Source organism: Sphingobacterium arenae (genome assembly GCF_014692505.1).
In the GTDB taxonomy this organism is placed as follows: domain Bacteria; phylum Bacteroidota; class Bacteroidia; order Sphingobacteriales; family Sphingobacteriaceae; genus Sphingobacterium; species Sphingobacterium arenae.
The window spans coordinates 162,852-189,837 of sequence record NZ_JACNYK010000004.1 but is presented as its reverse complement, the minus strand read 5'-3'; the positions used below and the strand labels follow the sequence as shown (position 1 = coordinate 189,837).

At 41.1% G+C, this 26,986-nt stretch carries 24 protein-coding genes, 1 tRNA gene and 1 riboswitch; of the genes, 15 read left to right on the top strand and 10 right to left on the bottom strand.

What is annotated here, in order from left to right; genetic code table 11:
• Positions 1-54: 54 nt before the first annotated feature.
• Positions 55-774 (top strand): menaquinone biosynthetic enzyme MqnA/MqnD family protein, encoded by a 720-nt coding sequence (locus tag H8B17_RS15050; RefSeq protein ID WP_190310048.1) that lies wholly within the window; start codon positions 55-57, stop codon positions 772-774.
• A 34-nt stretch (positions 775-808) separates the two neighbouring features.
• Here the strand turns inward: H8B17_RS15050 and H8B17_RS15045 are convergent, their stop codons facing one another.
• Positions 809-2,026, bottom strand: coding sequence for a chloride channel protein (locus H8B17_RS15045; protein ID WP_190310047.1), 1,218 nt, complete (start codon positions 2,024-2,026; stop codon positions 809-811).
• A 40-nt stretch (positions 2,027-2,066) separates the two neighbouring features.
• Positions 2,067-2,128: riboswitch (Fluoride riboswitch) on the bottom strand.
• Positions 2,129-2,173: 45 nt separating this feature from the next.
• A complete protein-coding gene (locus tag H8B17_RS15040) occupies positions 2,174-3,025 on the bottom strand; it encodes a helix-turn-helix domain-containing protein (RefSeq protein ID WP_190310046.1) in 852 nt (283 codons plus the stop codon).
• A 137-nt stretch (positions 3,026-3,162) separates the two neighbouring features.
• Here H8B17_RS15040 and fucP point away from each other — a divergent pair, with 137 nt between their 5' ends.
• The 7 genes from fucP to H8B17_RS15005 all read left to right on the top strand — a co-directional run bounded on the left by fucP (position 3,163) and on the right by H8B17_RS15005 (position 9,764).
• Complete coding sequence (gene fucP, locus H8B17_RS15035; protein ID WP_190310045.1) at positions 3,163-4,425, top strand: L-fucose:H+ symporter permease; 1,263 nt, start codon at positions 3,163-3,165, stop codon at positions 4,423-4,425.
• A gap of 8 nt (positions 4,426-4,433) precedes the next feature.
• Entirely contained in the window at positions 4,434-4,763 is a 330-nt protein-coding gene (locus H8B17_RS15030; protein WP_190310187.1) for an L-rhamnose mutarotase, read from the top strand.
• Position 4,764: 1 nt separating this feature from the next.
• Complete coding sequence (locus tag H8B17_RS15025) at positions 4,765-6,429, top strand: UxaA family hydrolase (RefSeq protein ID WP_190310044.1); 1,665 nt, start codon at positions 4,765-4,767, stop codon at positions 6,427-6,429.
• 28 nt (positions 6,430-6,457) lie between these two features.
• Positions 6,458-7,222: an SDR family NAD(P)-dependent oxidoreductase gene (locus tag H8B17_RS15020; RefSeq protein WP_190310043.1), complete on the top strand. Its 765-nt coding sequence runs from the start codon at positions 6,458-6,460 to the stop codon at positions 7,220-7,222.
• 64 nt (positions 7,223-7,286) lie between these two features.
• Positions 7,287-8,141 carry a fumarylacetoacetate hydrolase family protein gene (locus H8B17_RS15015; RefSeq protein WP_190310042.1) on the top strand — a complete coding sequence of 285 codons (855 nt, stop codon included), beginning with the start codon at positions 7,287-7,289 and terminating at the stop codon, positions 8,139-8,141.
• Positions 8,131-8,961 carry an amidohydrolase family protein gene (locus H8B17_RS15010; protein ID WP_190310041.1) on the top strand — a complete coding sequence of 277 codons (831 nt, stop codon included), beginning with the start codon at positions 8,131-8,133 and terminating at the stop codon, positions 8,959-8,961. The genes H8B17_RS15015 and H8B17_RS15010 overlap by 11 nt, the downstream gene beginning before the upstream one ends.
• A gap of 11 nt (positions 8,962-8,972) precedes the next feature.
• Positions 8,973-9,764: an L-fucose dehydrogenase gene (locus H8B17_RS15005; RefSeq protein WP_190310040.1), complete on the top strand. Its 792-nt coding sequence runs from the start codon at positions 8,973-8,975 to the stop codon at positions 9,762-9,764.
• Here the strand turns inward: H8B17_RS15005 and H8B17_RS15000 are convergent.
• The gene (locus H8B17_RS15000) at positions 9,761-10,636 is read right to left on the bottom strand and encodes a cation diffusion facilitator family transporter (RefSeq protein ID WP_190310039.1); all 876 of its coding nucleotides are present in this window, start codon (positions 10,634-10,636) and stop codon (positions 9,761-9,763) included. The two genes, H8B17_RS15005 and H8B17_RS15000, sit on opposite strands and share 4 nt — an antisense overlap.
• 169 nt (positions 10,637-10,805) lie before the next feature.
• Here H8B17_RS15000 and H8B17_RS14995 point away from each other — a divergent pair, with 169 nt between their 5' ends.
• A complete protein-coding gene (locus H8B17_RS14995) occupies positions 10,806-12,287 on the top strand; it encodes an alanine/glycine:cation symporter family protein (RefSeq protein WP_190310038.1) in 1,482 nt (493 codons plus the stop codon).
• Positions 12,288-12,694: 407 nt separating this feature from the next.
• Here the strand turns inward: H8B17_RS14995 and H8B17_RS14990 are convergent, their stop codons facing one another.
• Positions 12,695-13,354 carry a YceH family protein gene (locus tag H8B17_RS14990; protein ID WP_190310037.1) on the bottom strand — a complete coding sequence of 220 codons (660 nt, stop codon included), beginning with the start codon at positions 13,352-13,354 and terminating at the stop codon, positions 12,695-12,697.
• A gap of 84 nt (positions 13,355-13,438) precedes the next feature.
• On the opposite strand from H8B17_RS14990, the gene H8B17_RS14985 reads away from it, so the two are divergent.
• From H8B17_RS14985 to H8B17_RS14975, 3 genes are read left to right on the top strand one after another with little or no spacing between them, the layout of a single operon-like run.
• Complete coding sequence (locus H8B17_RS14985) at positions 13,439-14,344, top strand: histone deacetylase family protein (RefSeq protein WP_190310036.1); 906 nt, start codon at positions 13,439-13,441, stop codon at positions 14,342-14,344.
• A gap of 58 nt (positions 14,345-14,402) precedes the next feature.
• Positions 14,403-15,458, top strand: coding sequence for a nucleoid-associated protein (locus H8B17_RS14980; protein WP_190310035.1), 1,056 nt, complete (start codon positions 14,403-14,405; stop codon positions 15,456-15,458).
• A gap of 28 nt (positions 15,459-15,486) precedes the next feature.
• Positions 15,487-16,527, top strand: coding sequence for a DUF3810 domain-containing protein (locus H8B17_RS14975; protein WP_190310034.1), 1,041 nt, complete (start codon positions 15,487-15,489; stop codon positions 16,525-16,527).
• Here H8B17_RS14975 and H8B17_RS14970 read toward each other — a convergent pair.
• The 4 genes from H8B17_RS14970 to H8B17_RS14955 form a co-directional block, all read right to left on the bottom strand.
• The gene (locus H8B17_RS14970; RefSeq protein ID WP_190310033.1) at positions 16,524-17,684 is read right to left on the bottom strand and encodes an MFS transporter; all 1,161 of its coding nucleotides are present in this window, start codon (positions 17,682-17,684) and stop codon (positions 16,524-16,526) included. The genes H8B17_RS14975 and H8B17_RS14970 overlap by 4 nt on opposite strands.
• A gap of 115 nt (positions 17,685-17,799) precedes the next feature.
• Complete coding sequence (locus tag H8B17_RS14965; RefSeq protein WP_190310032.1) at positions 17,800-18,162, bottom strand: DUF2200 domain-containing protein; 363 nt, start codon at positions 18,160-18,162, stop codon at positions 17,800-17,802.
• Positions 18,163-18,267: 105 nt separating this feature from the next.
• A tRNA-Ala gene (locus H8B17_RS14960) sits at positions 18,268-18,341 on the bottom strand.
• Positions 18,342-18,455: 114 nt separating this feature from the next.
• Entirely contained in the window at positions 18,456-18,764 is a 309-nt protein-coding gene (locus H8B17_RS14955; RefSeq protein WP_190310031.1) for a hypothetical protein, read from the bottom strand.
• Between the two features lie 152 nt (positions 18,765-18,916).
• Here H8B17_RS14955 and H8B17_RS14950 point away from each other — a divergent pair, with 152 nt between their 5' ends.
• Positions 18,917-20,326, top strand: coding sequence for an alkaline phosphatase (locus H8B17_RS14950; RefSeq protein ID WP_190310030.1), 1,410 nt, complete (start codon positions 18,917-18,919; stop codon positions 20,324-20,326).
• Positions 20,327-20,385: 59 nt separating this feature from the next.
• Here the strand turns inward: H8B17_RS14950 and H8B17_RS14945 are convergent, their stop codons facing one another.
• On the bottom strand, positions 20,386-20,790 hold the full coding sequence (locus H8B17_RS14945) for a single-stranded DNA-binding protein (protein ID WP_190310029.1): 405 nt from the start codon (positions 20,788-20,790) through the stop codon (positions 20,386-20,388).
• A gap of 187 nt (positions 20,791-20,977) precedes the next feature.
• Between H8B17_RS14945 and H8B17_RS14940 the strand changes: the two genes are divergently transcribed.
• A complete protein-coding gene (locus H8B17_RS14940) occupies positions 20,978-21,346 on the top strand; it encodes a hypothetical protein (RefSeq protein ID WP_190310028.1) in 369 nt (122 codons plus the stop codon).
• A gap of 416 nt (positions 21,347-21,762) precedes the next feature.
• On the opposite strand, the gene H8B17_RS14935 is transcribed toward H8B17_RS14940, so the two are convergent.
• Positions 21,763-22,326, bottom strand: coding sequence for a DUF4230 domain-containing protein (locus H8B17_RS14935; RefSeq protein ID WP_223816598.1), 564 nt, complete (start codon positions 22,324-22,326; stop codon positions 21,763-21,765).
• A gap of 143 nt (positions 22,327-22,469) precedes the next feature.
• Here H8B17_RS14935 and dnaE point away from each other — a divergent pair, with 143 nt between their 5' ends.
• Entirely contained in the window at positions 22,470-26,894 is a 4,425-nt protein-coding gene (dnaE, locus tag H8B17_RS14930) for a DNA polymerase III subunit alpha (protein WP_190310027.1), read from the top strand.
• Positions 26,895-26,986 lie beyond the last annotated feature (92 nt).

The window sequence follows — 26,986 nt, the reverse complement described above, 5'->3', positions numbered from 1 at the left end:
AATAATCATCATTTGCACCAAGCTCTCATCAACCTTTAAAAAGAAAAAAAATAGATGAAAAAAATAGCCGTATCTGCTGTTTCTTATACGAATACATTGCCGTTTTTAAACGGTATAAGAAACTCAGATGTGAAGGATGTGATAGACCTTTCGGTAGACTATCCGAGTGAATGCGCAAGAAAGGTTATTGACAACGAAGTGGATATGGGGATTATTCCGATCGCTGCCCTGACGAGCCTCCCCAATTACTATATTATTGGTGATTATTGCATAGGCAGTAATGGTGCTGTAGATTCGGTTTTTATTTTTTCAGAAAAGCCAATTGAAGAAATAAAGACGCTTTTGTTGGATAAGCAATCTAGAACGTCCAATGGTCTAGCGCAAATTCTTTTAAAACATTATTGGAAAAAAGATGTGCAAGTGCTAACGGAAGGACGGGCAGACGCTTATGTGTTGATTGGTGACCGTACTTTTGGTAAAAAGAACCAAGTGCCGTTTGCCTACGATTTGGGTCATTATTGGAAAGAGATGACGGGTTTGCCCTTTGCCTTCGCTGTATGGGTAGCGAACAAAGAATTACCGGACAATTTCAAAAAATCGTTTAATAAGGCGTTGGCAAAGGGAATTGCGCGTATAGAAGAAGTTATACCGGGATTACCTGTGTATGCAGGACTGGATTATCATACCTATTTGACAAAGTATCTTGATTTTCGGCTGACTGCAGAGAAGAGGAAAGCGATAGCATTATACTTGGAACTGTATGTTAAGTTGTAGCAACAGGCTGTGTCTGTTTTGTACTATGTATGTACTATAAAAACCGGAAATTTCGTACGCGTTGTGCACTGTAAATGCCTCTTTTTCCGGAGACTACGAAGCTAATAAAACAGGTGATAAGGAAAAATATACCATACTGCCAGCCAAATAGCTCCATCGCCATCACTGTACAAGCTATTGGTGTTTTGGTGCATCCTGCAAATACCGAAACAAAGCCCGCCGCTGCAAGTAGGGCTAGCGGAAGAGGGACGAATGGTGCCAACGCATTGCCCAAAGTCGCGCCGATAAAAAATAAAGGAGTTACTTCTCCGCCTTTAAAACCGGCGCTCAAAGTCAATGCAGTTAATCCTATTTTGATCAGGAAATCGGTTGGAGGAAGTGGTTGTTGAAAAGCGTCGATAATGGTCGGGATGCCAAGACCAATGTGCTTCGTTGTTTGTAATAAGTAAATAACGAAGATAACCAATAGACCACCAATGAAAGGGCGGAGCAGGGGTTGTTTTATTTTTTCGAATTGTGTACTAAATACTTCTGTGGTATAACGAAACAATATCGCAGTTAACCCAAATAATGTTCCGACCAACAGCAGGTAGGAAATAGTAGAAAATGATAGCGAAGGAAGCTCATCAATTGGAGGATAATGGGTGTGGAAATCGCCGTATAAATTGCATACGCCATTAGAAACTAAGGCGGTAACGAATATCGGTAGAACGCCTCGCCACCTTATTTTACCAAGCTGAACCATCTCTATGGCGAAAATAGCGCCGGCCCAAGGTGTGCCAAATAAGGATGAAAACCCAGCGGCAATCCCGCATAATAAGAGAATACGTCTTGCTTGCTTTCCCAGAGGAAAGAATGCACTGAATCGGGCAGCCACTGTGCCACCATATTGTACAGCTGTTCCCTCACGACCAGCAGAGCCACCAAAAAGATGCGTAATTAACGTCGCAAAAATTACCATAGGAGCCATTTTCCAGGGGATGCTTGATGATGTAGGGTAATAGTATTCTTCTAATAGGAGGTTATTTCCTTTTTGAGCATTCTCGCCATGTCGGTGATACCACCAGACGATAAACATTCCTGCAAAAGGTAATATGTAAATAATCCTAAGATGTGCTTCCCGAAGCAGGGTAACTTTATCTAAGGCGTAGAGGAACATAGCGGAGAGTGAACCTATGGACACAGAAATCGCGAATATTAACAATAACCAAGTAGAAAAAAGACGTAATAGGGGAGTAACTGACTTCATCATGTGCTTTATCAATAACTATCTTATATTGAAAGATTATTCAAATAAAGTAGACGTCATCAGCTTTCTAAGCGGTTTAGGGCAGACATCATTGCCATGGACAAAGGTAGATATTTCTAGCGTAAACTGCAATACATGGAGATGCCTACTTTAAGAAGCGGCTTCCCGATAAGCTGACGGTGTATGCCTTGTGATGGACTTAAATATTTTATGAAAGCTGACGAAGTTATGAAACCCGCATTCGAAACAGATTTCTTTAATAGGCGCTTTGCTTTCGGTTAAGAGTTTACAAGCCTGTCCTATTCGAAGCTCGTTGATAAATTCAATCAGTGTTTTACCTGTTCGTTGCTTAAAATAGCGACAAAAGGAGTTTGGTGTCATACCTGCTATATGGGCAATTTCGTCCAATTGGATTTTAGATTTATAATGTAACCGGATATAGTCTAAAATTTTGTTCATACGAAGATAGTCACCCTGTTGCTGCGGATTAGTGTAGTTGGCACTTACTAACGTAATGAGCATGGACTGGGTTGCCGTGTATTCGAGTATATCAAGAAGCATGGTGAGCCTTTTGATTGGCGTTTGAGCGGATACGTTTTCAAAGAAATATATCAGTCGCGTATCATCTGATGGAAATAAAATGGCTTTCTTGGCAAATCGATAGACCTGTTTTATCGCTACGGACTCCGGTATATCTAAAAAATCAGAACCGACAAAATCAGGTTTGAAATGGATAACCTGAATGTCTGCTGTTGATGTATCCGATTTTATGTATTCCTCATCGAATAACCAGTAATGTGGCGTGTTGGAGCCAATTAAAATTATAAAATTATCGGAAAACTGCTGTATGCAATCGCCGACAAAAAACGTCCCCTTTCCACGCTTGATATAGATGAATTCCAATTCTTCGTGGTAATGCCATATATTATGATTTTGAGGTCTATTATCGTGTCGAACCGCGATCGAGCGGAGCGTGGACGACATATGATCTAACCGTTGCATGGCGAAAACGTAATTTATTTATTCGTGTGAAAACCATAAATATACATAACTTGTGTTAATATTGATTAATAAATCGGTAAAATAGTTCAATAATCTTGTGTGTATTTGCACTAGTTTTACTTTCCAATATAAGTCTTATGGTGTTAGAAAAAAAATATACGTTTGCCATTGCATTGATAACCTCTTTGTTTTTCTTTTGGGGGTTTATCCACAATCTTGATCCTATTCTGATTCCGCATTTGCGTAATGCGTTCAGCTTGACACATTTTCAAGCATCGCTGGTAGACTCGGCTGTTTTTATTGCGTACTTTTTGTTAGCTATTCCTGCAGGTTATATCATGAAAAGATTCGGGTATAAGACCGGTATCACAGTGGGTTTGCTTATTTTCGCGTTAGGGTGTTTTCTTTTTGTACCGGCAGCTAATAAAATTAATTATTATTTTTTTTTAGGCGCGTTGTTTGTTGTGTCCTGCGGACTTGCTATTTTGGAAACGGCAGCAAATCCTTATATCACCGTATTAGGCGATCCTGCAAAAGCTACTCAACGACTGAATTTCGCGCAATCTTTTAATGGCTTAGCTGCATTCATAGCCCCTATTGTAGGGGGGAGATTTATCTTAACGGAAGAACCAAAATCAGCGGATGAGATTGCGGCACTGAGCGAGCAGGCAAAGAATGCCTACATCCAGGCAGAGACTTCTTCCGTAAAGGGGCCTTACCTCATATTGGGGTTGATTTTGCTTTTAGTAACTGCCTTTTTTATTTTTACGAAATTACCTGATATCAAAGAAGAGGAGGGAGGAGGTAGCTCTAAGGGTGTGTTTGGGTCTTTACGCCATAAAAATGTCTCTTGGGCGGTAATAGCGCAATTCTTCTATATCGGAGCTCAGGTGTGTGTGTTGAGCTTTTTAGTGATGTACGCCACAGAGGTCTCTGGTGTTGCGCCGACACAGGCAAGTTACTATGCAGGTGTTGCAGGACTTGCTTTTATGCTAGGTAGGTTTATAGGAACTTTCTTTATGCGATATGTAGCTCCACTTAAGTTACTTTTGATATATGCCCTGATTTCGATGTGTTTAACATTATATGTGATCTATGGTGAAGGGATAGGTACATTATATGCGATGATTGGAATTGCCTTTTTTATGTCTATTATGTTCCCGACCATTTTTGCGGTGGGGGTGGAAGGTATAGGCGCAGACACGAAATCTGCTTCAAGCTTAATTATCATGTCGATTGTGGGGGGGGCTGCATTACCACCGGTATTAGGATTAGTATCCGATTGGACCGGTAATTTCCAATTGGCGTACTACGTGGTTTTCATTTGCTTCGTCGTGGTGGCTTTATTTGCCTGGAATAATAGAAATGTTTCAGCAACAGACCTTGGTTCACAGAAATAATAATGAATATGAAACAATATGCGTTTGCATTAGACCTTGTAAATGATCCGAAATTAATAGCGGAATATGAAGCATACCACCAAGCTGTATGGCCGGAAATCTGTGCTTCGATAAGAGATACAGGTGTAGCAGATATGGTGATATATCGTTTTGGAAATAGGTTGTTTATGATCATGAATGTATATGATACATTTAGTTTTGATAAGAAAAATGAGATGGATTTAGCCAACGCTAAGGTTCAGGAGTGGGAAGCGCTGATGTGGAAATATCAGCGAGCAATACCGGGGGCGAACCCCGGAGAGAAGTGGGTGTTAATGGATAAAATATTTGAGTTATAAAATGGATAAGGAGAGATTGTCATACCTGCAAATACATCCGAAAGATAACGTACTGGTAGCATTACGGGATTTACCGCAGGGCTTTGATGTGGAGTTCGGTGGGCACACATTTATATTGAGAGAAGCTATCCGTGCGAAACATAAATTCACCATCATCCCATTGGAAAAGGATGCTGATGTTTTGATGTATGGTGTTTTGGTTGGAAAAATGAACCATGCTGTCGCGGAAGGGGTACATATTAACACAGAAAATTTGCGACATGCTTCGGATGATTTTAGACTGGGGCAGCGAAAGTTAGACTGGGAAAAGCCAGATGTATCCGTCTTTATGGGACGTACGTTTAATGGATTCCACCGTACTAATGGAAGTGTGGGCACGGCAAATTATTGGTTGGTTATTCCTCTGGTATTCTGTGAGAATAGGAATGTGTCGACGCTAAAATCTGCCTTGGAGGAAAAGTTGGGGTATCAGATACAATCAAAAGATTATGCAGATGAGGTAGAAGAATTAATTGTGCGATATCAGTCGGGTGCTTCCGCGGACGAGTTGCTCGCTGTAGACCTTTCGCCAACGAAGGTAAGGAAAGAAAAAACTCGTTTGTTCCCCAATGTAGATGGTGTTAAGTTTCTGAATCATGAGATGGGGTGTGGCGGTACCCGAATAGACTCCGATGCGCTATGCGGATTGCTGGCGGGTTATATTACGCATCCTAATGTGGCAGGTGCCACGGTTTTGAGTTTAGGTTGTCAACATGCACAGGCTTCTATACTGCGAGGAGAAATAAAAAAACGTGACGCGGCATTCGATAAACCATTGTATATTTTCGAACAACAATTGGAAGGAACAGAACAAGAGCTGATGCAGAAAGCTATTAAAGCAACTTTTGCAGGGTTAACTCAGGCAAATAAGCTAACTCGCAAACCCGCTACCCTTGATAAATTATGTATCGGTTTGGAGTGTGGGGGATCGGATGGATTTTCAGGCATTTCAGCTAATCCAGCCTTAGGCTACGTATCGGATATGCTTGTGACCATGGGAGGGTCGGTAATTTTAGCGGAATTTCCAGAACTGTGTGGGGTGGAACAGGAATTAAGTGATAGGTGTATAGATGAAGCTAAAGCTGAAAAATTTATGCATTTAATGACGACCTACAATGCAAAAGCGGAAGCAGACGGCTCAGGTTTCTATATGAATCCTTCCCCTGGAAATATTCGTGACGGATTGATTACGGACGCTATAAAATCTGCGGGTGCAGCCAAAAAAGGGGGGAATTCTCCGGTGATAGCCGTTGTAGATTATCCCGAAGTAGCAAATGCGCCGGGGTTGAACCTTTTGTGCACACCAGGTAATGACGTAGAAAGTACAACAGCGGAGGTCGCGGCCGGAGCGAATATCGTGCTTTTTACAACTGGATTGGGAACTCCGACAGGGAACCCTATCACACCGGTTATTAAACTATCGACGAATACAAAAACATTTGAAAAGATGCCAGATATTATCGATATCAATTGCGGAACGGTTATAGACGGCAAGGAAACGATACAGGAAACAGCACATCGGATATTGGAATATGTCATTCAGGTAGCGAGCGGCGAAGAAAAGCCGAAAGCGGTGCAGCTGGGACAGGATGATTTTATTCCTTGGCGAAGGGGTGTGTCGTTGTAATTTATATTAAAATTAATATTTAAATAATATGTCAAAGCTAAATAATAAAGTAGCGATCATTACGGGGGGCGGTAGTGGTATAGGAAGAGCTATATCCGAACTTTTTGCCCAAGAAGGGGCGCAAGTACATATTGTTGACTTAAATGCAGATGTTGCTCAACCTGTTGTTGATCACATCACATCGGGTGGTGGACAAGCGAAGTTGCATACATGCAATGTCGCCGAACAGACGGAGGTGAACCGCGTAGTAGAGCGTATTGGGCGGGTAGATATTTTAGTCAATAATGCAGGGATCGCGCACGTGGGTAATTTGGAAAAATGCTCATCGGAAGATTTCGAACGCGTGTTTAACGTGAATGTCAAAGGAGCATACAACGCGCTTCACGCGGTAGTTCCTGTCATGAAAATTAATGGAGGTGGGGCGATTTTAAACTTAGCTTCTATTGCTGCGGTGGTCGGTATTAGTGATCGATTCGCGTACTCCATGAGCAAGGGGGCGATCTATGCAATGAGTATGTCGGTAGCTCGGGATTACATGACCGATAATATACGTTCAAACTCTATTTCTCCGGCAAGGGTGCATACACCATTCGTGGACGGTTTTATTGCCAAAAACTATCCGGGGCAGGAAGCGGAAATGTTTGAGAAGCTTTCGAGATCGCAACCGATAGGCAGAATGGCAAAACCGGAGGAAATTGCTAAATTAGCATTGTTTCTGTGTTCTGACGACGCCGGATTTATTACGGGTAATGATTATCCGATCGATGGGGGATTTATTAAATTGAACAATTAAAGACAACAACAAGCATAGATTTGTCTATATACAGTCAGTATTTAAAATATACAAAAATAAAAAAATGAAATTAATACGATTCGGAGAATTTGGAAAGGAAAAAATCGGTGTACAAATCGATGGTGTAAATTACGACGTTTCAGCCTTTGGCGGGGATTATAATGAGCAGTTCTTTGCTGAAAATGGTTTAGCGAGGTTAGACGAGTTTGTAAAAGCGAATACAGGTCAATTGCCCGAAATCCCAACGGGTACCCGCCTAGGGGCGCCGTTTGCCCGTCCTTCCAAAATTGTTTGTATAGGGCTGAATTATAAAGACCATGCAGAGGAAACAGGAGCAGCTATACCAAGCGAGCCAATTATCTTTATGAAATCTACTACATCGTTGGTGGGGCCACACGATGAGATCATAATCCCTAAGAATTCCACGAAAACAGATTGGGAAGTGGAATTTGGTATCGTCATAGGGAAGAAGGCTTCTTATGTAGACGAGGAAGAAGCGCTGAGTCATGTGGCAGGATACGTGCTTCATAATGATGTTTCAGAGCGCGCGTATCAATTGGAGCGAGGAGGTACTTGGGATAAAGGGAAGGGCTGTGACACATTTGCGCCGATGGGTCCTTATATGACCACTGTTGATGAGATCCCGGATATTAATAACGTCCGTCTTTGGTTGAAAGTGAATGGTAAAACATGTCAAGATGGTAATACAGCTAATCTGATTTTTTCCGTGCAGCATGTTGTATCTTATGTCTCTCAGTTTATGACGTTGCTACCAGGAGATGTTATTTCAACTGGCACACCCGCGGGTGTGGGACTTGGATTTAACCCTCCAATTTACCTTAAAGCCGGAGATGTTGTTGAATTGGGAGCAGATTATTTAGGTGAATCACGTCAAGAAGTTGTTGCATATGCGTATTGACTCACACCAGCACTTTTGGGTATTCAACGCCGAACGGGATGCTTGGATCACGGATGATATGGAGGCTATCCGTCGGGATTTTTTACCGACGGATTTGGCTTCGGTATTGAAATCGAATGGAATAGATGGTACGATCGCTGTACAGGCATCCCAATCGCACGCAGAAACACAATTCCTGGTCGATTTATCGAGCATGTACGCGATGATTAAAGGTGTCGTAGGTTGGGTCGATTTACAGTCTGACGATATAGCAAAATATTTAGCGGATTTTAGTCAATACCCTATAATAAAAGGGTTTAGGCATGTGGTTGAAGCTGAAGATGATCCTGATTTTCTCATTCGACCGGCATTTTTAAGGGGGATTCAAGCATTGACGACGTATCAATACACTTACGACTTGTTGATACGGCCACAGCACTATTCCAGTACACTGGCCTGTGTTTTGGGAAACCCAGAACAACAGTTTGTGTTGGATCATATGGCTAAACCATCCATAAAGACGAAAGAATTTGATGCATGGGCAACGTTCATTGAAACGCTGGCAGGATTTCCAAATGTACATTGTAAAGTTTCGGGATTGGTGACAGAAGCTGACTGGAATAATTGGACGGTCGAGGATTTTAAACCTTATATACAACACGTTATAGGTAGCTTTGGAAAGGAGCGTATCATGTTTGGAACGGATTGGCCGGTTTGTCTTGTTGCGGCTCGTTACGAGGATGTTATGAAGATAACGGAATCTGCATTGATTGGTTTTTCTGATGAGGAGATTCAGGCTTTTTGGGGCGGAAATGCTGCCCGATTTTATGGCTTGAAGTAAAAGCGTAGAAAATGGATTTAAATTTAAAAAATAAAGTCATCGTCGTAACGGGTGGTGCAAAAGGTATCGGTAAGGCCGTTGTCTTAGCGCTGGCAAAAGAAGGAGCATTACCGGTTATCGTCGGACGGAAACAAGTTGACAACAATATTGTTAAAGCAGAAGTGGAGGCTATGGGTGGGAAAGCCTTTGCGGTTGAAGCCGAACTTTCCAAGCCAGAAGAGTGTGAAAAAGCAGTAGGGGAGGTATTAAATGTTTTCGGGCGTATGGATGGTTTAGTCAATAATGCCGGTCATAACGATGGGGTGGGACTTCTTTCAGGTGACTATGTACGTTTTTTAGATTCTTTGCATAAGAACTTGATTCATTATTACTTAATGGCTCATTATAGCATTGATGCTTTATGTGCTTCTAGGGGGAGTATCGTCAATATTAGTTCGAAAACAGCGGAGACTGGGCAAGGAAATACCTCGGGCTATGCCGCTTCAAATGGAGGACGGAATGCGCTCACACGCGAGTGGGCAGTAGAGCTGTTGCCGTACAGCATTCGGGTGAATGCTATTGTCGTGGCTGAATGTGCAACACCGCAGTACGATTCTTGGATTCAGACCTTAGCGAATCCTGAAGAGACCTTGAAAAAAATAACAGACCGCATACCACTGGAACACCGTATGACTACTCCGGAAGAAATAGCCGATACGACGGTATTTTTACTGTCTGATAAATCAAGTCATACCACCGGACAGCTTATCCATGTAGACGGCGGATATGTTCATTTGGATAGATCCCTGATAAAAGAGGATTAATCCCCTTCAAATGGCTCAATATGTACCAGGACATTGCCAATGCTGTCTAAATTTTCGATGAGATAGTCTTTAAGATCGTGGGCTATCGCGTGTCCCTCGCGTACAGACAGGTTAGGATTTACAACGGCATGCAAATCTATTTGGAATAGCATGCCGATTTTTCGTATATAACATTTTTCAATGAATTCCACTCCGGATACTTTCAGAGAATGTTGACGGACTTCTTCCTCTAACTCTTCATAGCGGTTCTCATCCATTATTTCTGCCAACGCAGGTCGAAATATACCGTAACAGTTATAAATAATTAATCCCGAAGCAAATAAAGCCGCCCAATCATCTGCACTTTCATATCCTTCACCAAAGATTAAAGCAACCGATATACCAATAAAGGCGGCAACAGAGGTAATAGCATCGCTACGGTGGTGCCATGCGTCAGCTTTCAGCGAACTGCTATGAAGTTTTTTACTCCTTCGGATGATTACGCGAAAAGAAATTTCTTTCCATAGAATAATAGCTCCTAATACATATAATGTCCATGATTTAGGGCCTTCGTGTGGGGTTTGAATGTTATAGATACTTTCTTTAGCGATAATAAAGGCTGAAACGATAAGGAAAATAACTACAATAAAGGTAATCAAAGGCTCTATACGACCATGCCCATATGGATGGGTATGGTCGGCCGGCCGCTTAGAATATTTTAAACCTAATAATACTAAAAAGGAAGAGAAAATATCTGTGGTAGATTCAATTGCGTCGGCTATCAAGGCATGCGAATGTCCAAAGAAACCAGCGAACCACTTTACCAATGCCAACAAGAAGTTAGTTAATATACTAAAGTAAATCGTTCTAATTGCTTTATCCGAATTCGACATCTTTTCGTCCTGTTATCCCTCAAATATAAAGGATTTTCTGTAACTACTCGTCCTTTTTGAGAAAAGTAGTCGAAGAGATTATATGAAAAAAAATATATCTTTTTACAAAAAAAACCTTTTCTTTAGGGGCTGGAAATACCGTACACAACCAAATGAATCAAAAAAGTATATGGAAAGTATTGTAAAAGTAGTGTCCAATCTCGTATGGAGTGATTTTCTTATTTACCTTTGTTTGTTTACCGGATTGTATTTTTCATTTCGTACCCGGTTTCTACAGGTAGGTTACGTTAAGGAAATGACACGCCTGCTATTTTTAAAACAGGATTCCAACAAAGGTATTTCTTCTTTTCAGGCATTTACGTTAGCCATTTCCGGTAGGGTAGGCACGGGAAATATTGTCGGAGTAGCTACGGCGATTTTTATGGGCGGGCCTGGTGCTGTATTCTGGATGTGGGTAATCGCTTTCCTGGGCTCTGCTTCTGCTTTTGTTGAGGCAACGTTAGGACAGGTTTATAAACAGGAGCAGGATGGAGAATATCGGGGAGGACCGGCTTATTATATTGAGAAAGGTTTAGGCGTTAGGTGGTACGCGGTCCTTTTTGCCCTCGTAACCATTGTTAGCACCGGCTTCCTATTACCTGGCGTGCAGAGTAATGCCATTAATGGTACCGTTTCGAATGCTTTTAATCTACAATTGACAACGTTGTCCGTTTTAGGAATCGATTTTCCCATCAGTTGGGTGGGGGTAGGTGTTGTTGTATTACTGGGCGTCATTATTATTGGGGGTGTTAAACGCTTGGGTTTAGCAGCAGAATATATCGTTCCTTTTATGGCAGGTGCTTATATTTTAATGGCGTTAGTAATTATTGCTTTAAATTTTTCACAAATTCCGATGGTGTTAAACCTCATTATTACGTCTGCCTTTAGTATGGATGCTACATTTGGAGGGATTATAGGAATGGCCATTGCCTGGGGTATAAAACGAGGCATATATTCCAATGAGGCGGGGCAGGGAACTGCACCACATGCAGCGGCTGCGGCAGATGTTAAACATCCAGCACAGCAAGGACTGGTACAGGCTTTTTCAGTATACGTGGATACTTTATTTGTTTGTACAGCAACTGCCTTTATGATTTTATTTACCGGGATGTTTAACACGGGAGAGACATTTGATGCAACGGGCAAAGCATTAAGCTTTGTTGCGGAGCACGTGCCCGGCGTAGCGGCAGACGGTTTTACACAAGCTGCGGTAGCACATCATTTTCCCTCTATAGGGAATCAGTTTGTAGCCATAGCCTTATTCTTTTTTGCCTTTACCACGATTATGGCTTATTATTATTATGCTGAAACGAATGTCGCCTACATTTTTAACAAAAGGAATACGCGAGGGGTGATTTGGCTGTTGCGTATTGGTTTTCTGGCGGCAACCTATTTTGGTACCGTTCGAACCGCCGGCCTAGCTTGGGATTTGGGGGACATAGGGGTAGGCTTAATGGCTTGGGTAAACTTAATTGCTATTCTGTTGCTCAGTAAACCTGCATTGAAGGTGTGGAACGATTATACGAAGAAACGCAAAGCGGGCATTAAAAACCCTCTTTTTAATCCAAAAGAACTGGGGATTAAAAATGCAGAATTTTGGGAAAAAGAGTGAATGACATTATGCCGCGCCCGCGCAAGTGGTAACAAATATCATTATCAACACGACGATTACGACGATTGTTATGGTGGTGTATGGTGTTCTTCTCATGACTTTATCCTTTCAGTTTTCTATTACTAGAAAATTAACAAAAGACATGCCTACTTATACCGTAGGAAATAGATAAATATGATTTTGTGGATAATCGTTGACTTTATGGCTTAGTCCAAACCCGCGCATGTGGTAGCAAATAACAATACTAGCGCAATAACGGCCAGTATAATGAATGTAGTTGCAGGTGTTCTTTTCATTATTTCTTACTGTTAGTATATATTCAAGACAGCAAAAGCTATGCCTTAAACATAGATAACGGTACAAATCGTTAAAAAGTAACAGGTTGGTGAAATTTTTATACTATTTCGCTACGATAGCTGTGCCATTAAATCGTCAAATTCTTTCTTTAACGCAGCCAGTTGCTCTTCCAATGTGCTTACCCGTTCTTCCAGTTCCTGTATGCGACCTGATGAGCTGCTATCCGAAGCACTGGAAAAGTTTTCATAATCTTCTTCGTTTATTTCACCAAGCAAATGTACATAACGCACTTCCTTTTGACCGGGGCGTTTAGCCAATTGCTTTACAAACGGAGGCTCCTGTTCTTGCAAACGATTCAACACCTCCTGTACTTCATCTATACTTTCAAAATTAAACAATCTACCGGCATTGGAATTGATTTCTCCCGGCGTTAAAGGGCCCCGGAGGATAAGTAAGCATAATGCTGCCAATTCCTGTGGAATTAACGGGTACTGTATAGCCAGGTTGTGTTTATATTTTGTCACACGGCTACCGCCACCGACTGCCGTAGATACCAATCCCCTTTTTCTTAGCGTATCCAATGCTTCTATAATCGTGTTTTCGTCATAGGAAACAACGGGTTTCCGGGACGTCTTCTGGTTGCATGCCGTCTGTAAACCGTTTAAAGTCATCGGATAATATTCTGGTGTCGTTTTGGATTTTTCCAAAAGCGAACCTAGAACGCGCAACTCTTCTGCATTTAAAATAGGTAAATTGTTTGTTTCTTCCATTTTTTCTGATGAATTGATTCGGTCTGTAGTCTTCGAAGATAAAAAATATCCGTTAACTTCGCGAGGAATAAAACAAGAAACATCGTGTTACGAATAGCATACCATCCGGCTTACGTACATCCCTTGCGGACGGGACACCGTTTTCCCATGGTCAAATATGAGCTTATTCCGGCGCAGCTGTTATACGAAGGGGTAGTCTCTGCAGATTGCTTTTTTGAACCAAAACTTGTCGAGATTCCGACCATTGTATTGGCACACGAGGCGCATTATGTCAACCAGCTGATGGATTTATCATTGGATGCTAAAATGGTGCGTAGAATAGGATTTCCGTTATCGCAATCGCTGGTAGACCGCGAACGGTATATCTTGGACGGGACAATCCAAGCATCTTTATATGCCTGTGAACATGGTGTCGCTTTTAATGTTGCTGGTGGAACACATCATGCTGGACATGATTTTGGAGAAGGTTTTTGTTTGTTCAATGACCAGGCAGTGGCGGCCGCTTATTTATTGGGTAGGAAATTAGCGAGGAAGATATTAATCATCGACTTGGACGTACATCAGGGCAATGGTACCGCTCATATTTTTGGGAAAAATCCAAATGTATTTACATTCTCTATGCATGGCGATAAAAATTTTCCCTTTATAAAGGAGTGTTCGGATTTGGATATACCGCTGCCGGATGGTATGGATGATGAAGCTTATCTGACCTTATTAAAGGAGAATCTTGACAAAATATTTACGATTTTTGATCCTGATTTTGTGTTTTATCAAGCCGGAGTTGATATTTTAGCTACCGATAAATTGGGAAAGCTTAAATTAACGACAGATGGATGCCTACGCCGGGATGAAATGGTATTGCAAAAATGCCGACAGAACGGACTTCCCGTACAAATCAGTATGGGTGGAGGCTATTCCGAGCACATCAAGGATATCGTGAATGCACATGTGAACACATATAAAATAGCCATGGATATGTTTGGCTTTTAAATAAAGGAATAGGAATTTTAACACGCCATATTTTTTACACAATACTAGATATTAAACAATGTTCTTTCACCAAGACGCAACTTTTGAACAACTTTCCATACACCGTGTAGGCAACAAGGCGCAGGATGAGTTTTACGTATTATCCGATACGCCCATTGATATTTCCCAGGACGAAGTACTACCTGATCTGCTGATGCAGTATTTTATGAAGCCTTTTAGCAAAGCGAACGAGGTATATCGCTTATATCATCCAAACGACGATTTGCAACTCAACGAAGTCTATTATTTTGCAAAGCAATATTTTGAAGGGAAGATCGCTTTCCACGATATGTCCCAGCAATTGGCGAAACACTTGTACGAAGTTTCGGAGCATCCGAAAATAAAAGCGGGTGAGGTATATGTAGTTGCTTTGAAGAATGTGCAACTGGAGGGGGAGGAACACGATGCCATTGGTATCTTTAAGTCCGAGAATAAGGAAGCTTATTTAAAGGTGTATCCAAATGCGGGTGGTTTCGATCTGGATTATGAACAAGAGGCGATCAATATCAATAAATTGGATAAAGGAGTGGTTATCGTGAAGACAGAGGCGGAGGAAGGATACAAAGTGTTGGTTGTAGATCAAACGAATCAATCGGAAGCTGTGTATTGGAAAGATGATTTTCTGAAAATCAAAGCGCGTAACGATAATTTTCAGCAAACCGGAAATTTGCTGAAAGTGTATAAGAATTTTGTGAACGATAAATTGGACGAGGCGTTTGAACTAGAAAATGCGGACAAAATTGATCTCTTAAACCGTTCGATGAATTATTTTAAAACAAAAGAGACGTTTGATCAGGGGGAATTTGAAGAGGAAGTCATCGGAAATCCACAAGCGGCGTCGTTATTTAAGGAATATCAAGAAAATTTCGCTGAAGAGTTCGATACCCCGTTTCAATCAAATTTTGAAATCGCATCCCCAGCGGTAAAGAAAATGGCTGCTTCTTATAAGTCCGTCATTAAACTGGATAAAAATTTTCATATTTATGTGCATGGGAAGCGAGACTATATTGAAGCTGGTTTTGATGAAGAGCGGGGTTTAAATTATTACAAACTATATTTTGAAGCCGAAAGTTAACCTAACAAACGGAAATAAAGGCAATTTCATGGCGATAGTGGTATGCCTTGTCGTGATGTTCGCCTTATCCTGGATAAAGCAATCACCTGCATTTATTGAACAATATTATAGCCGACAGTTTTATCCCTTGTTTTCCTATTTGCCGAAATTCCTATTCGGTTGGCTACCATTTAGCGCAGGAGATGTATGCTACATACTCCTATCGGGCAGTGTGCTGTGGCTAGCGATATTGTTGGTCATAGCACTAGTTAAACGCAAGTGGGGAATAGCGCAGAAACGATTGATGCGGCTTGTTCTCGTTTTGCTCGGCACTTATATTTACTTCTACGTGAGTTGGGGATTACATTATTATCGGATACCGTTGCAGCAGCAGCTAGGACTGCAAATTGATACCATTGTTCAAGAAGATTATATCGAAATATTAGATCGTTATATAATAGAAATCAATCAGCTCCGGGAGCAACTGGATACGTCCATAATGGATAAGCCGCAGGCACGACAGGCGTTGCAACAGCTGATGAATGAAAGCAACGATCGGTTACCCATGTTGTCCCGTACGCAGGTAAGAGCAAAGCAACCTTTATCCAGTGAGCTGGTTTCTTACTTTACGGTTACGGGTTATTTTAATCCCTTTACGCAAGAAGTACAGGTGAATGGTGTCATGCCCAAAACCTCTTATCCTTTTACGGTGGTGCACGAGTTGGCGCATCAAATGGGAATCGGATTTGAAGACGAATGTAATTTTATCGCTTTTCTGATGCTTCGAGACCATTCGAATATATGGTATCGTTATGCCGCCTACTACGAGACTGTTCAATATCTGCTTCGGCCGCTGTACTTTGAAAATAAAATGCTTTATGAATCTTATGTTGCAAAACTATCGGCCGACGTCCGTCGCGATTACGCGGAAGAACGCCTCTTTTGGCAACAATATTACGGTACATTTAATCGTTTGACGAACGTATTTTATGGTAGCTATTTGCGCCATAACAACCAACCGGAGGGCATGGCGCGTTATTCACTGATGAATCGTTTGGTCATTGCTTGGGAGAAACAGCGTTCCTCCTAAACATTCATTTTTACTCTGACCACTTTTCTCCAGAAAACATACGCGAGCATAGCACCCATACTAGCCATACTTACACCTATGAGTGATGGATAGTTATACGCATATCCGAGTGTAATGGGGACGGCACCGAGATAAGCTCCAAGCGTGTTGCCGATATTAAAGCTTGCTTGTCCGGCTGCCGCAGCGAATGTTTCCGCACCTTTGGCATTGTTGATCAGCATCATCTGTAACGGCGAACCGATAGAAAAGGATATCATTCCCGTAATGAATGCCATAGGATAGGCTAAATAGGTGATGTGCGCAATGAAAAACACAACCAATAAACACACTGCCATCGCAATAAAGCCGATAATGACTGCTTTTGAAGGTGTAATGCTGTCGGCAAGCTTACCACCGATGATATTCCCAAAAAACATACCCAATCCCACCAATACCATGATAACAGGTACACGGTTTTCAGGAAGATTGGATACATCTGTTACTAACGGGGCGATATAGGATATCCAGGCGAACAGACCACCTGTCCCGATAGCAATAACAGCGACCATTAACCAGGCATCCCAACGGGTAAAATAGCGGATTTGTTTCAATACGTTGTTTGTTTTGCTGGCTTCCATTTTCGGCATCCAAAAATAGATGGCCAAAAAGGTGATAAGGCCTAATAAACTAATGACAGCGTACGTTATCCGCCAAGAATAATGATGACCTATATATGTTCCCAAAGGTACGCCTGCTAAGTTGGCGATGGTCATTCCCGTAAACATGATAGATATCGCCTGTGCTTCTTTACCCGGCTTCGCTAGTCGCGCAGCAACCACCGAACCGACACCAAAAAAAGCCCCATGTGGAAAACCGGAGATGAAGCGCGAGGTGAGAAGCAATATTTTGTTGGGCGCAATAGCAAAAATGCCATTAAACACAAAAAACAAAAGCATCAGAAAAAGCAAAATATTGCGTGGAGAATACTTGCCACTGAACGCGACCAAGGTAGGAGCACCCACGACCACACCTAATGCGTAAAGTGCGATTAAGTTGCTGGCTTCCGGAATTTCAATTTGTAAATCTTTGGCGATGTCTGGAAGGATGCCCATCATAGTAAATTCTGTCATCCCGATTGCTAATCCGCCAAATGCTAACGCAATAAGTGCTTTGTTCATTTGCCTATACTAAATAGAGAGCGCAAAGGTATATTTTCTTTTGCAGTGCAACGAATTAAATTTCTATTAATAAGCGTGGTAAGTAATTTTCTTTTTTGTATCGTTTGATTTTTAGTTATTGGCGTAAAATCTTTTCCATTTTCCGTCCTTTCGCTAATTCGTCTACCAACTTGTCGAGGTATCTGGCTTGTTTTGTTAATGTGTTTTCAATTTCTTCTATTCGATAGCCGCAAATAATACCTGTTATGAGAGATGCATTTGGATTCAGATGGGCTTTTCCAAAAAATGTTTCAAAAGTTACTTTCTCATCAATGAGTTCCTGTAGTTTGTCATTGTCAAATCCTGTCAGCCATTCTATAACTTGATGTAACTCTTGCACTGTTCTGCCTTTGCTTTCTATTTTGGTCACATAATGGGGATAAACGGAAGCAAATGTCATTTTTGCAATTCGTTCGTTGTGTTTAGGGGTCGTTTTCATTTTTATGGTTTTTATAAGCTATTAAAGTTAAATATAAAAAAACCTGTATACGACAATAAAAAACCTCGTCTAATAAAAGGCGAGGTTTTTCTTATTTTAAGGAGGTGGAGAATATCGGAGTCGAACCGATGACCTTTTGGCTGCCAGCCAAACGCTCTAGCCAGCTGAGCTAATCCCCCTTTTTGAAAAATCATCCAAACTTAGATAAAATGATTTGCATTCACAAGCCGAATTTTAAATGAGTTCAGGCACGCCTTAAAAATAAGCAAAAATACATTTGTTCACTTGCCTCGTTACGGAGAAAAGATTGGATTCAAAATCGAATAATCAATGGTCGTATCTGAAATGATGAGATCGGCAATTTCATTAATATCCTCTGGGGTAATGCGATTACCCATGCCCGCATTAAAAGAGCTACTGAGAAGCAATGCGGTTTCTCTTCTTTCCATTGTCGAAATCAAATTACTACCTTTGTAAAAGTTAACCAAAGAAGTTGCGAATGCAGCAAAATTCTCCAATGTGAAAGGTATATTGTGCTGCAGCGTATATTGCATATATTTTTCGAAATCCTGAACGATCATTTCTTTCTGTTGTCGTGTCATATTTTACAAAAGTAATGTTTTCTTAAACTGATGTAACTTGTTGAATAGGATTTGGTGTTATTTGAATATTGTTTTAACTTCATCAGCTACTTAATTTAATATATACTTTACAATAGTATATTATTTTTGTCAACATAAACATATCCAAAAAAATGAAGAAAAACTTTTTAATTCTTTACTTCTTATTATTTATTGTATCCGGTGTCTTTGCACAGCAGAAACCTAAATACGTGTTTTTTATGATTGGCGACGGAATGGGGTTAAATCAAATTAACCTGACCGAAGTTTTTCTGGCAGCTCAGGAAGATCGCAACACTGTATTCCCACTAATATTCTCCACATTTCCCTATGCTACATTTGCTACATCTTATTCTCTATCTCATGGTGTGACGGATTCTGCAGCGGGTGGAACGGCATTGGCCGTAGGTAAAAAGACTAAAAATGGTGTTGTAGGAATGGACAGTTCGGCTACAACAACCTATAAAAGTATCGCTTACGCTGCAAAAGAGGCGGGCCTAAAAGTCGGTGTTACCACTTCTGTGAGTATAGATCATGCCACGCCTGCATCATTTTATGCTCATCAATCTAGTCGTAGTCGGTATTATGAAATAGGACAAGATTTGATAAAATCAAATTTTGATTTTTTTGCAGGATCAGGTTTTCTAAGCCCAAACAAAAATTCCGAAAAGAAAGAGGCCCCTTCGTTGTTTCCACAGTTTCAAAAAGCAGGATATACTTTAGCCTATGGTTTAGCAGACTATAACAAGAAGAAGCAAACTACTGATAAAATGATTTTGATGAATGTGAAAGACGAAGACCCCTCCTCGTTGAAGTTTGCAATTGATCAGGGTGTCGGCGATTTAAATTTGGCACAGATAACTGATGCAGCTATCGAATCGTTAACGAAAGATAATGATCATGGTTTCTTTTTAATGGTAGAAGGTGGTAAAATTGACTGGTCGTCACATGCCAATGATGGGACAACAACTATTCATGAAGTGTTGGATTTTAACGAAGCGGTTAAGCGGGCTTATGCATTTTATGAAAAGTATCCAGAGGAAACCTTGATTATTGTCACGGCTGATCATGAAACCGGTGGTGTCGCAGTAGGCAACGGCGGAAGTCGTCTAAATACGAAGCTATTAGCAAACCAGAAGGTGTCCCAAGGTACACTATCTAAATTGTTGTCTGATTTAAGAATCGCCAAAAAAGAAGCGAGCTGGAATGAAGTGAAAGATCTATTAATGGAAAATACCGGACTTTTCGCGGATGTAGTAGTAAGCAAAGAAGAAGAAGAAAACCTGGTTTCTATTTACAACAAGAGTTTCGTGAGACATGAAGAGGAAACTTCGAAAAGTCTATATGCAAACGATGATAAATTAGCAAGTGAAAGTATTAAAATATTGAATAAAAAAGGTTCGGTGAGTTGGGCGTCGGGCGGTCATTCTGCAGCCTATATTCCTGTTTTTGCGATTGGGGCAGGGGCGGAAAAGTTTACGCATAAGATGGAGAATACGGATATTCCTAAAAAGATTGCCGAGATCGCAGGTTGGAATTTCTAACGAGATTACTTTTTTACAAAAAATAGGGCGTCTTTCAAACAGAGAGACGCCCTTTCCATTTATTGAGGGAGATGATCAGGCTCACTTTCATCGCTATCGGACGACATCTCCAATATCGATGCATGGTTAGTCTGGCTATCTAATACGACAAATTGTTGAACCCGTATATCAGTAACTTCTCTTTTGATGTTGTTGATATCCGTATAATCACGATAAATCAATGAACCTTGGACCAAAAGGCGCGTACCCTTTTTGCCTTTCTTTTCTAATCTCTCGGCCAGTTTTCCCCAAAACACCAAGCTATGCCAATACGTAATTTCGACCCATTCTCCTTGACTGTTTCTGGCGTATTCGTTGGTCGCGAAACGGACATTAGAAACTTTGGTTCCATTTGTTGTTGTTTTTACTTCGGTATCGGCACCTAAACGTCCGATTAGCTGTACTGCATTAATTAAAGTGCTCATAATATTGAAATTTTAGTTGTAAATCCACTTTCGATATTTTACTTTTATAGTGTCAATGGCATTTGCCTTAGACATTTCAAAGTTGCGAAAGCTGGTTTCGACTAGCCGGTAGTTAACCAATTATAAACGTTTATAGCCGTTTATAAACGATTACAAACGTTTGTACAGTAAAAGAATTATGTGAAATATGGAAAAACGTACGTGTTTGGCTTGTAGAGAGCCTATTACCGGCCGATCGGATAAGCGTTATTGCGATGACGGTTGTCGGAGTGCTTACAACAATAATCGGAATAGTGTTCCAAATCGTTTTGTTCGAAAAACCAATGATGTACTGAAACGGAATCGGCGGGTTCTGAGTAACATATTAGGCAAAGAAAAGATAAAGAAAGTATCGAGAGAAAAACTACTTTCTAAAGGACTTGATTTTGATTTTTTCACCAGCCAACTTAAAACAGCTAAAGGACAAATTTATTTTTTTGTATACGAATATGGATACTTATCATTGGAAGATGAGCGATTTTTGATCGTCCGACAGGAAATGACAGAGAAGGTCTAAACGAGAAGGTTTAAAGAGGTGATTTTACGAGGTGAATTAGATTTTATCTTGTGAATTAAGAGAAGTAAAATAGATTCGTAATTATTTTGCATAATTGGATTTTATTAATATCTTAGCGTTTCATAATTCAGTCCGCTAGAGCATGGCGGCAAGTTATAATTGGTTAGTGAGGCCTCTGTCCGCCCGGATAGAGGCCTTCTTTTTTACTTGTGAATGATCTGTTTTGTGCCTGGATCGGTTTTTACAGCAGAGAAATAATAAAAATGAAAAATCCCGAAGCGGGGAGCCTCAGGATTTTACCAAACCAATTATTAACCTAAATTATGAAATTATACTCTTATAACGCGAGTGAATAAAAACTATTATCTTTTATCTGTTATTTAACAACTTTTAACAATTAATGCGCGTGTTTGCGTTTATTCAAAATATACGTTTACCTTTGAAAAACCCAATCCTTCCAGTAACGGTTTGAACACGTGTATCGCATTTTCTTTTGTTTGACGTAAGATATCCGAATTTCGGACCTCTTTGTAAACCTCTTTTTCAGCGCTTTTAAAAGCCTCATCCACTAAGGTGGCTTCGCGGAAGAAAGCCATTTTCGTATCATATACTTTCGACGCTTCGTGATCTATTTTGACATAGCATATTTCGGGCGTCGGTAGCTGTATAGATACGGAATCGCCTATTACTTCTATATTGTGTGGGGATAGCTTTGTCAGATCTACACAGCCTACGGCATCAGCCTTAACGATAAGCAGAACACTTGCATCTGGAAGGTAGGCACTCACGTTCTTATGCTCCAACACATCGCTGAACCGATATTTTACCAGTTCTAATTTGCCCATTGCTTCTATGCGTTCAATCAGTAATTGATGTTTACTTTCTGATGTTGGTCTATTGCCATATCGCACCAGCAAAAACCAACCGATAACGACCACGACACCGATAAAAAGAATTGTTTTCAAAAATTTCATCATCATCTGTTTTTGTCAAATAATATTCCAATACAAAATAAGGAAAATGTTTTTAAACTCACTTTTCCTTTTGTGGATAATTTGACGTCCAGCCAATGTAATTCCCTATCTTTATTTTTTAATTTTGTTGAGAAGAGAAAGGGAATTTGATGTATATAATTTTTGATACCGAGACTACAGGTTTACCGAAGCGTTGGGATGCACCCATTACAGACACGGATAACTGGCCGCGCTGTATACAAATAGCATGGCAGCTGCATGATGAAATGGGGAATCTGATTGAGCATCAAGATTATTTGATTAAACCGGACGGTTTTAATATTCCGTACGATTCCGAAAAAATTCACGGTATATCTACGGAGTTAGCCGAGAAAGAAGGTGTCCCACTAATCGACGTACTGGACAAATTCAATGCTGCGTTAGCAAAGGCGAAGTTTGTCGTCGGGCAGAATATTGGATTTGATATCAACATTATGGGAAGCGAGCTTTATCGTTACGAAGTCAACTCGCCTTTAGCAGATATGCCCGTCTTGGATACCTGTACAGAGATTACAGCCGAACTGTTGAAACTCCCCGGAGGTCGTGGTGGACGTTATAAACTCCCCAACCTTACCGAGCTTCATAATTATCTGTTCGGTGTCCCGTTCGCTGAAGCCCATAATGCAACGGCCGATGTAGAAGCAACGACGCGATGCTTTTTCGAGCTCGTCAGACAGGAGGTATTTACACCTGAAGAATTGCAGGTAGATACGGGATACTTTGTTGAATTTAAGCAACAGCATCCGGATACCATTTCTTCGGTAGGCTTAAAGCATATTAATCTAAAAGCGGCCTCGGATGCTATTCGCGCTAGTCAAAAGACCGCTGAACCTACCACCGTTATCGACGGGGAGCTGAAAAAAGCATTAGACGACGCGGAGTTTGCCCATCTGCATAATCACTCACAGTTTTCTGTATTACAGTCGACCATTTCTATCCCGGCATTAGTGAACGCGGCGGCGAAAGCAAATATGCCAGCGGTGGCGCTTACCGACAATGGTAATATGATGGGTGCCTTTCATTTTGTTAATACAGCACTGGGATATAATAAGGAAATTGAGGCAAAAAATGCAGAAGCATTAGAACGAGGAGAGCCACCTGTAGGCCGAACGATTAAACCCATCGTGGGCTGCGAGTTTTATGTATGCGAAGATCGAACAGATAAATCAAGGAAAGACAACGGTTATCAAATTGTCGTTTTAGCAAAGAATTTAAAAGGCTATCATAACTTAGCAAAAATGGCATCGATTGCTTATACAGAAGGATTCTATTATGTTCCTCGTATAGACCGATCGGTGATTGAACAGTATAAAGAAGATGTGATGGTTCTTTCGGGTAACTTGTATGGCGAGATACCAAGCAAAGTACTGAATATCGGTGAAACGCAGGCAGAGGAGGCTTTGGTATGGTGGAAGGAACAGTTTGGTGAAGATTTCTATATCGAATTGATGCGGCATGGGCAGGAAGATGAAGACCGGGTGAATCAAACACTTATTCAACTTGCTCGGAAACATGATGTCAAGCTTATTGCGACAAACAATACCTACTACGTTAGTAAAGACAATGCACATGCCCATGATATTTTACTTTGCGTGAAGGATGGGGAAAAATTATCTACCCCTAAAGGTAGAGGTCGTGGCTTTCGCTTCGGGTTGCCCAACCAAGAATATTACTTTAAGTCGGCAGGGGAAATGAAGAAAGTTTTTGCAGACGTACCTGAGGCTATCATCAATATACAGGAAATCCTAGATAAGATTGAAGTTTATTCTTTAAATAGAGATGTTCTCTTACCCAAATTTATTATCCCGGAGAAGTTTCAACATGTTGAGGATGAATCGGATGGTGGTAAACGTGGTGAAAATGCATACTTGCGTCATTTGACGTACGAAGGTGCAAAAGAGCGTTATGGAGAAATAACCGATAGCATTCGGGAACGTTTGGATTTTGAATTAGAGACCATTGAAAGGACAGGTTATCCTGGTTATTTCCTTATTGTACATGATTTTATTGATGCGGCCAGAAAAATGGGCGTTTCGGTGGGACCGGGTCGTGGTTCGGCCGCTGGTTCTGCTGTTGCCTATTGTCTGAAAATTACAAATTTAGACCCTATCGAATACGACTTACTTTTCGAGCGTTTCCTGAATCCAGACCGTGTTTCCATGCCCGATATTGATATCGATTTTGACGATGAAGGCAGAAGTCGTGTCATGCAATACGTTATCGACAAATACGGTGCTTCGCAAGTAGCCCAAATCATCACATACGGTACGATGGCAGCAAAATCATCTATTCGAGATACGGCACGGGTGCTTGATTTACCGCTGCAAGATGCCAACGAGATTGCAAAACTTATTCCCAACCTCAAGTTGAATAAGATTTTCTCCATGGATGAGAAAGCGATGAAAGAAGTTTTACGCTCGGAAGAACTCGAAGCGGTCAACCGTTTAAAATCGTTGGCGGATGGCGCAGGGTTAGAAGCGGAAACCATCCGGCAAGCTCGTGTTTTAGAAGGTTCTATGCGAAATACGGGGATCCATGCCTGTGGTGTGATCATCACACCGGATGATATTACCAAGTTTGTGCCGGTATCTCTGGCAAAAGACTCGGACTTGTATGTTACGCAGTTTGATAACTCTGTCGTAGAGAGTGCGGGTCTATTGAAGATGGACTTTTTGGGTCTAAAAACCCTTACACTGATCAAGGATACCGTCGCTAATGTGAAATTACGACATGGTATAGAGCTGGATCCTGATAAATTTCCAATCGACGATTTGCTGACGTATGAGCTGTTCCAACGTGGAGAAACAGTTGGTGTGTTCCAATATGAATCTCCAGGGATGCAGAAGTACATGAAAGAGTTGAAGCCCACGGTATTTGCAGACTTGATTGCCATGAATGCTTTATATCGTCCGGGACCGATGGAATATATCCCATCTTTCGTGAAGCGAAAACACGGAATAGAACCTATTACCTATGATTTGGAAGCTTGTGAAGAATACCTAAAGGAAACATATGGTATTACCGTTTACCAAGAACAGGTGATGCTTTTGTCGCAAAAGCTAGCGGGTTTCTCTAAGGGAGACGCCGACGTGTTGCGTAAGGCAATGGGTAAGAAACAAAAAGCCGTGTTGGACAAAATGAAGCCCAAGTTTGTTGAGCAGGCGGCTGCAAATGGGCACAATGCTAAAACACTGGAAAAAATATGGACAGACTGGGAAGCTTTTGCTTCTTATGCATTCAATAAATCGCACTCTACTTGTTACGCGTGGGTAGCGTATCAAACGGCTTATCTGAAAGCCCACTATCCGGCAGAATATATGGCCGCGGTATTGTCTAATAACATGAATGATATTAAGACGGTGACATTCTTTATGGAGGAATGCCGACGGATGGGGCTCCAGGTTCTCGGCCCCGATGTGAACGAATCCTACTATAAATTTACGGTGAATGACCAAGGTGCAATTCGTTTCGGGATGGGTGCAGTAAAAGGTGTAGGAGCTGGAGCGGTTGACACGATCGTGCAAACACGTGAAAAAGAGGGGAAATACAAATCCGTATTCGATCTTGCCAAGCGCGTAGATCTACGTGCTGCCAATAAGAAAGCGTTTGAAAGCCTCGCGTATGCCGGTGGATTTGATAGTTTTACCAATACCCATCGAGCGCAGTATTTCTTTATGGATGGAGATAACTCCACGGGCTTAGAGAAAGCCATCAAGTACGGACATCGGATAAAAGAAAACGAAAACTCTGCGCAGGCGAGTCTCTTTGGTGGATCGGCTGCTACGGAATTGCCAGAGCCGGTGTTGGCACCTTGTCCGGCATGGGGGCTTATCGAAAAACTTAAATACGAAAAAGACGTTATCGGAATATATTTAACGAGTCATCCTCTAGATAACTATAAATTTGAGATCAAGCATTTTTGTCAGAATAGGGTGGTAGACCTCCAATTGATCAACAAGGTAAAAGCGAGCGAAGTAGAGGAGGAGGTATTGTTGGAGTTCAATCGGATAAAAAATAGAGAAGTCGTTGTTGGTGGAATTATCGCCGTGGCAAATCATCGCGTGGCAAAATCTGGTAAACCGTTTGGTTCTTTTATAATAGAGGATTATAGTGAATCTTTTGAAATTATGGTTTTTGGAGAAGACTATGTTAAGTTTCGCGGATATCTACAAGAAGGTTTTTTCGTACAGATTAGGGGATTGGTACAGGAACGTTTTAGGCAGGCGGGTAATTGGGGGTTTGAGTTGAAAAACATGCAGTTACTTTCGGAATTACGGGATAAAATGGCCAAATCGTTTACCATAAATTGTCCTCTTCATCTCTTGGATGATCAATTTGTGCATCAGATATACACCCTGGTTGAGACGACAAAAGAGGAGGGGGTGGAATGCAATTGTCAGTTAAAATTTAAAATTTTGGATATGCAGGATGAACTGGCGATCGAAATGCCTGCAAAATCATTAAAGATCAATCTAACAAATGACTTTCTGGATGGCTTGGAGAAATTTGAAGGAATACATTATAAATTAAATTGATAGGCTATAAAAATTTGTGAAGAGCACATGACGATTATCTAAAGGCAAATTTGCTATCTTTGCTTAATACGTAAGAAAATCAGAAAAATTAA

Coding starts and splice junctions, on each gene's coding strand:
- H8B17_RS15050 (WP_190310048.1), top strand. CDS start 55: ATGAAAAAAATAGCCGTATCTGCTGTTTCTTATACGAATACATTGCCG.
- H8B17_RS15045 (WP_190310047.1), bottom strand. CDS start 2,026: ATGATGAAGTCAGTTACTCCCCTATTACGTCTTTTTTCTACTTGGTTA.
- H8B17_RS15040 (WP_190310046.1), bottom strand. CDS start 3,025: ATGCAACGGTTAGATCATATGTCGTCCACGCTCCGCTCGATCGCGGTT.
- fucP (WP_190310045.1), top strand. CDS start 3,163: ATGGTGTTAGAAAAAAAATATACGTTTGCCATTGCATTGATAACCTCT.
- H8B17_RS15030 (WP_190310187.1), top strand. CDS start 4,434: ATGAAACAATATGCGTTTGCATTAGACCTTGTAAATGATCCGAAATTA.
- H8B17_RS15025 (WP_190310044.1), top strand. CDS start 4,765: ATGGATAAGGAGAGATTGTCATACCTGCAAATACATCCGAAAGATAAC.
- H8B17_RS15020 (WP_190310043.1), top strand. CDS start 6,458: ATGTCAAAGCTAAATAATAAAGTAGCGATCATTACGGGGGGCGGTAGT.
- H8B17_RS15015 (WP_190310042.1), top strand. CDS start 7,287: ATGAAATTAATACGATTCGGAGAATTTGGAAAGGAAAAAATCGGTGTA.
- H8B17_RS15010 (WP_190310041.1), top strand. CDS start 8,131: ATGCGTATTGACTCACACCAGCACTTTTGGGTATTCAACGCCGAACGG.
- H8B17_RS15005 (WP_190310040.1), top strand. CDS start 8,973: ATGGATTTAAATTTAAAAAATAAAGTCATCGTCGTAACGGGTGGTGCA.
- H8B17_RS15000 (WP_190310039.1), bottom strand. CDS start 10,636: ATGTCGAATTCGGATAAAGCAATTAGAACGATTTACTTTAGTATATTA.
- H8B17_RS14995 (WP_190310038.1), top strand. CDS start 10,806: ATGGAAAGTATTGTAAAAGTAGTGTCCAATCTCGTATGGAGTGATTTT.
- H8B17_RS14990 (WP_190310037.1), bottom strand. CDS start 13,354: ATGGAAGAAACAAACAATTTACCTATTTTAAATGCAGAAGAGTTGCGC.
- H8B17_RS14980 (WP_190310035.1), top strand. CDS start 14,403: ATGTTCTTTCACCAAGACGCAACTTTTGAACAACTTTCCATACACCGT.
- H8B17_RS14975 (WP_190310034.1), top strand. CDS start 15,487: ATGGCGATAGTGGTATGCCTTGTCGTGATGTTCGCCTTATCCTGGATA.
- H8B17_RS14970 (WP_190310033.1), bottom strand. CDS start 17,684: ATGAACAAAGCACTTATTGCGTTAGCATTTGGCGGATTAGCAATCGGG.
- H8B17_RS14965 (WP_190310032.1), bottom strand. CDS start 18,162: ATGAAAACGACCCCTAAACACAACGAACGAATTGCAAAAATGACATTT.
- H8B17_RS14955 (WP_190310031.1), bottom strand. CDS start 18,764: ATGACACGACAACAGAAAGAAATGATCGTTCAGGATTTCGAAAAATAT.
- H8B17_RS14950 (WP_190310030.1), top strand. CDS start 18,917: ATGAAGAAAAACTTTTTAATTCTTTACTTCTTATTATTTATTGTATCC.
- H8B17_RS14945 (WP_190310029.1), bottom strand. CDS start 20,790: ATGAGCACTTTAATTAATGCAGTACAGCTAATCGGACGTTTAGGTGCC.
- H8B17_RS14940 (WP_190310028.1), top strand. CDS start 20,978: ATGGAAAAACGTACGTGTTTGGCTTGTAGAGAGCCTATTACCGGCCGA.
- H8B17_RS14935 (WP_223816598.1), bottom strand. CDS start 22,326: ATGATGATGAAATTTTTGAAAACAATTCTTTTTATCGGTGTCGTGGTC.
- dnaE (WP_190310027.1), top strand. CDS start 22,470: ATGTATATAATTTTTGATACCGAGACTACAGGTTTACCGAAGCGTTGG.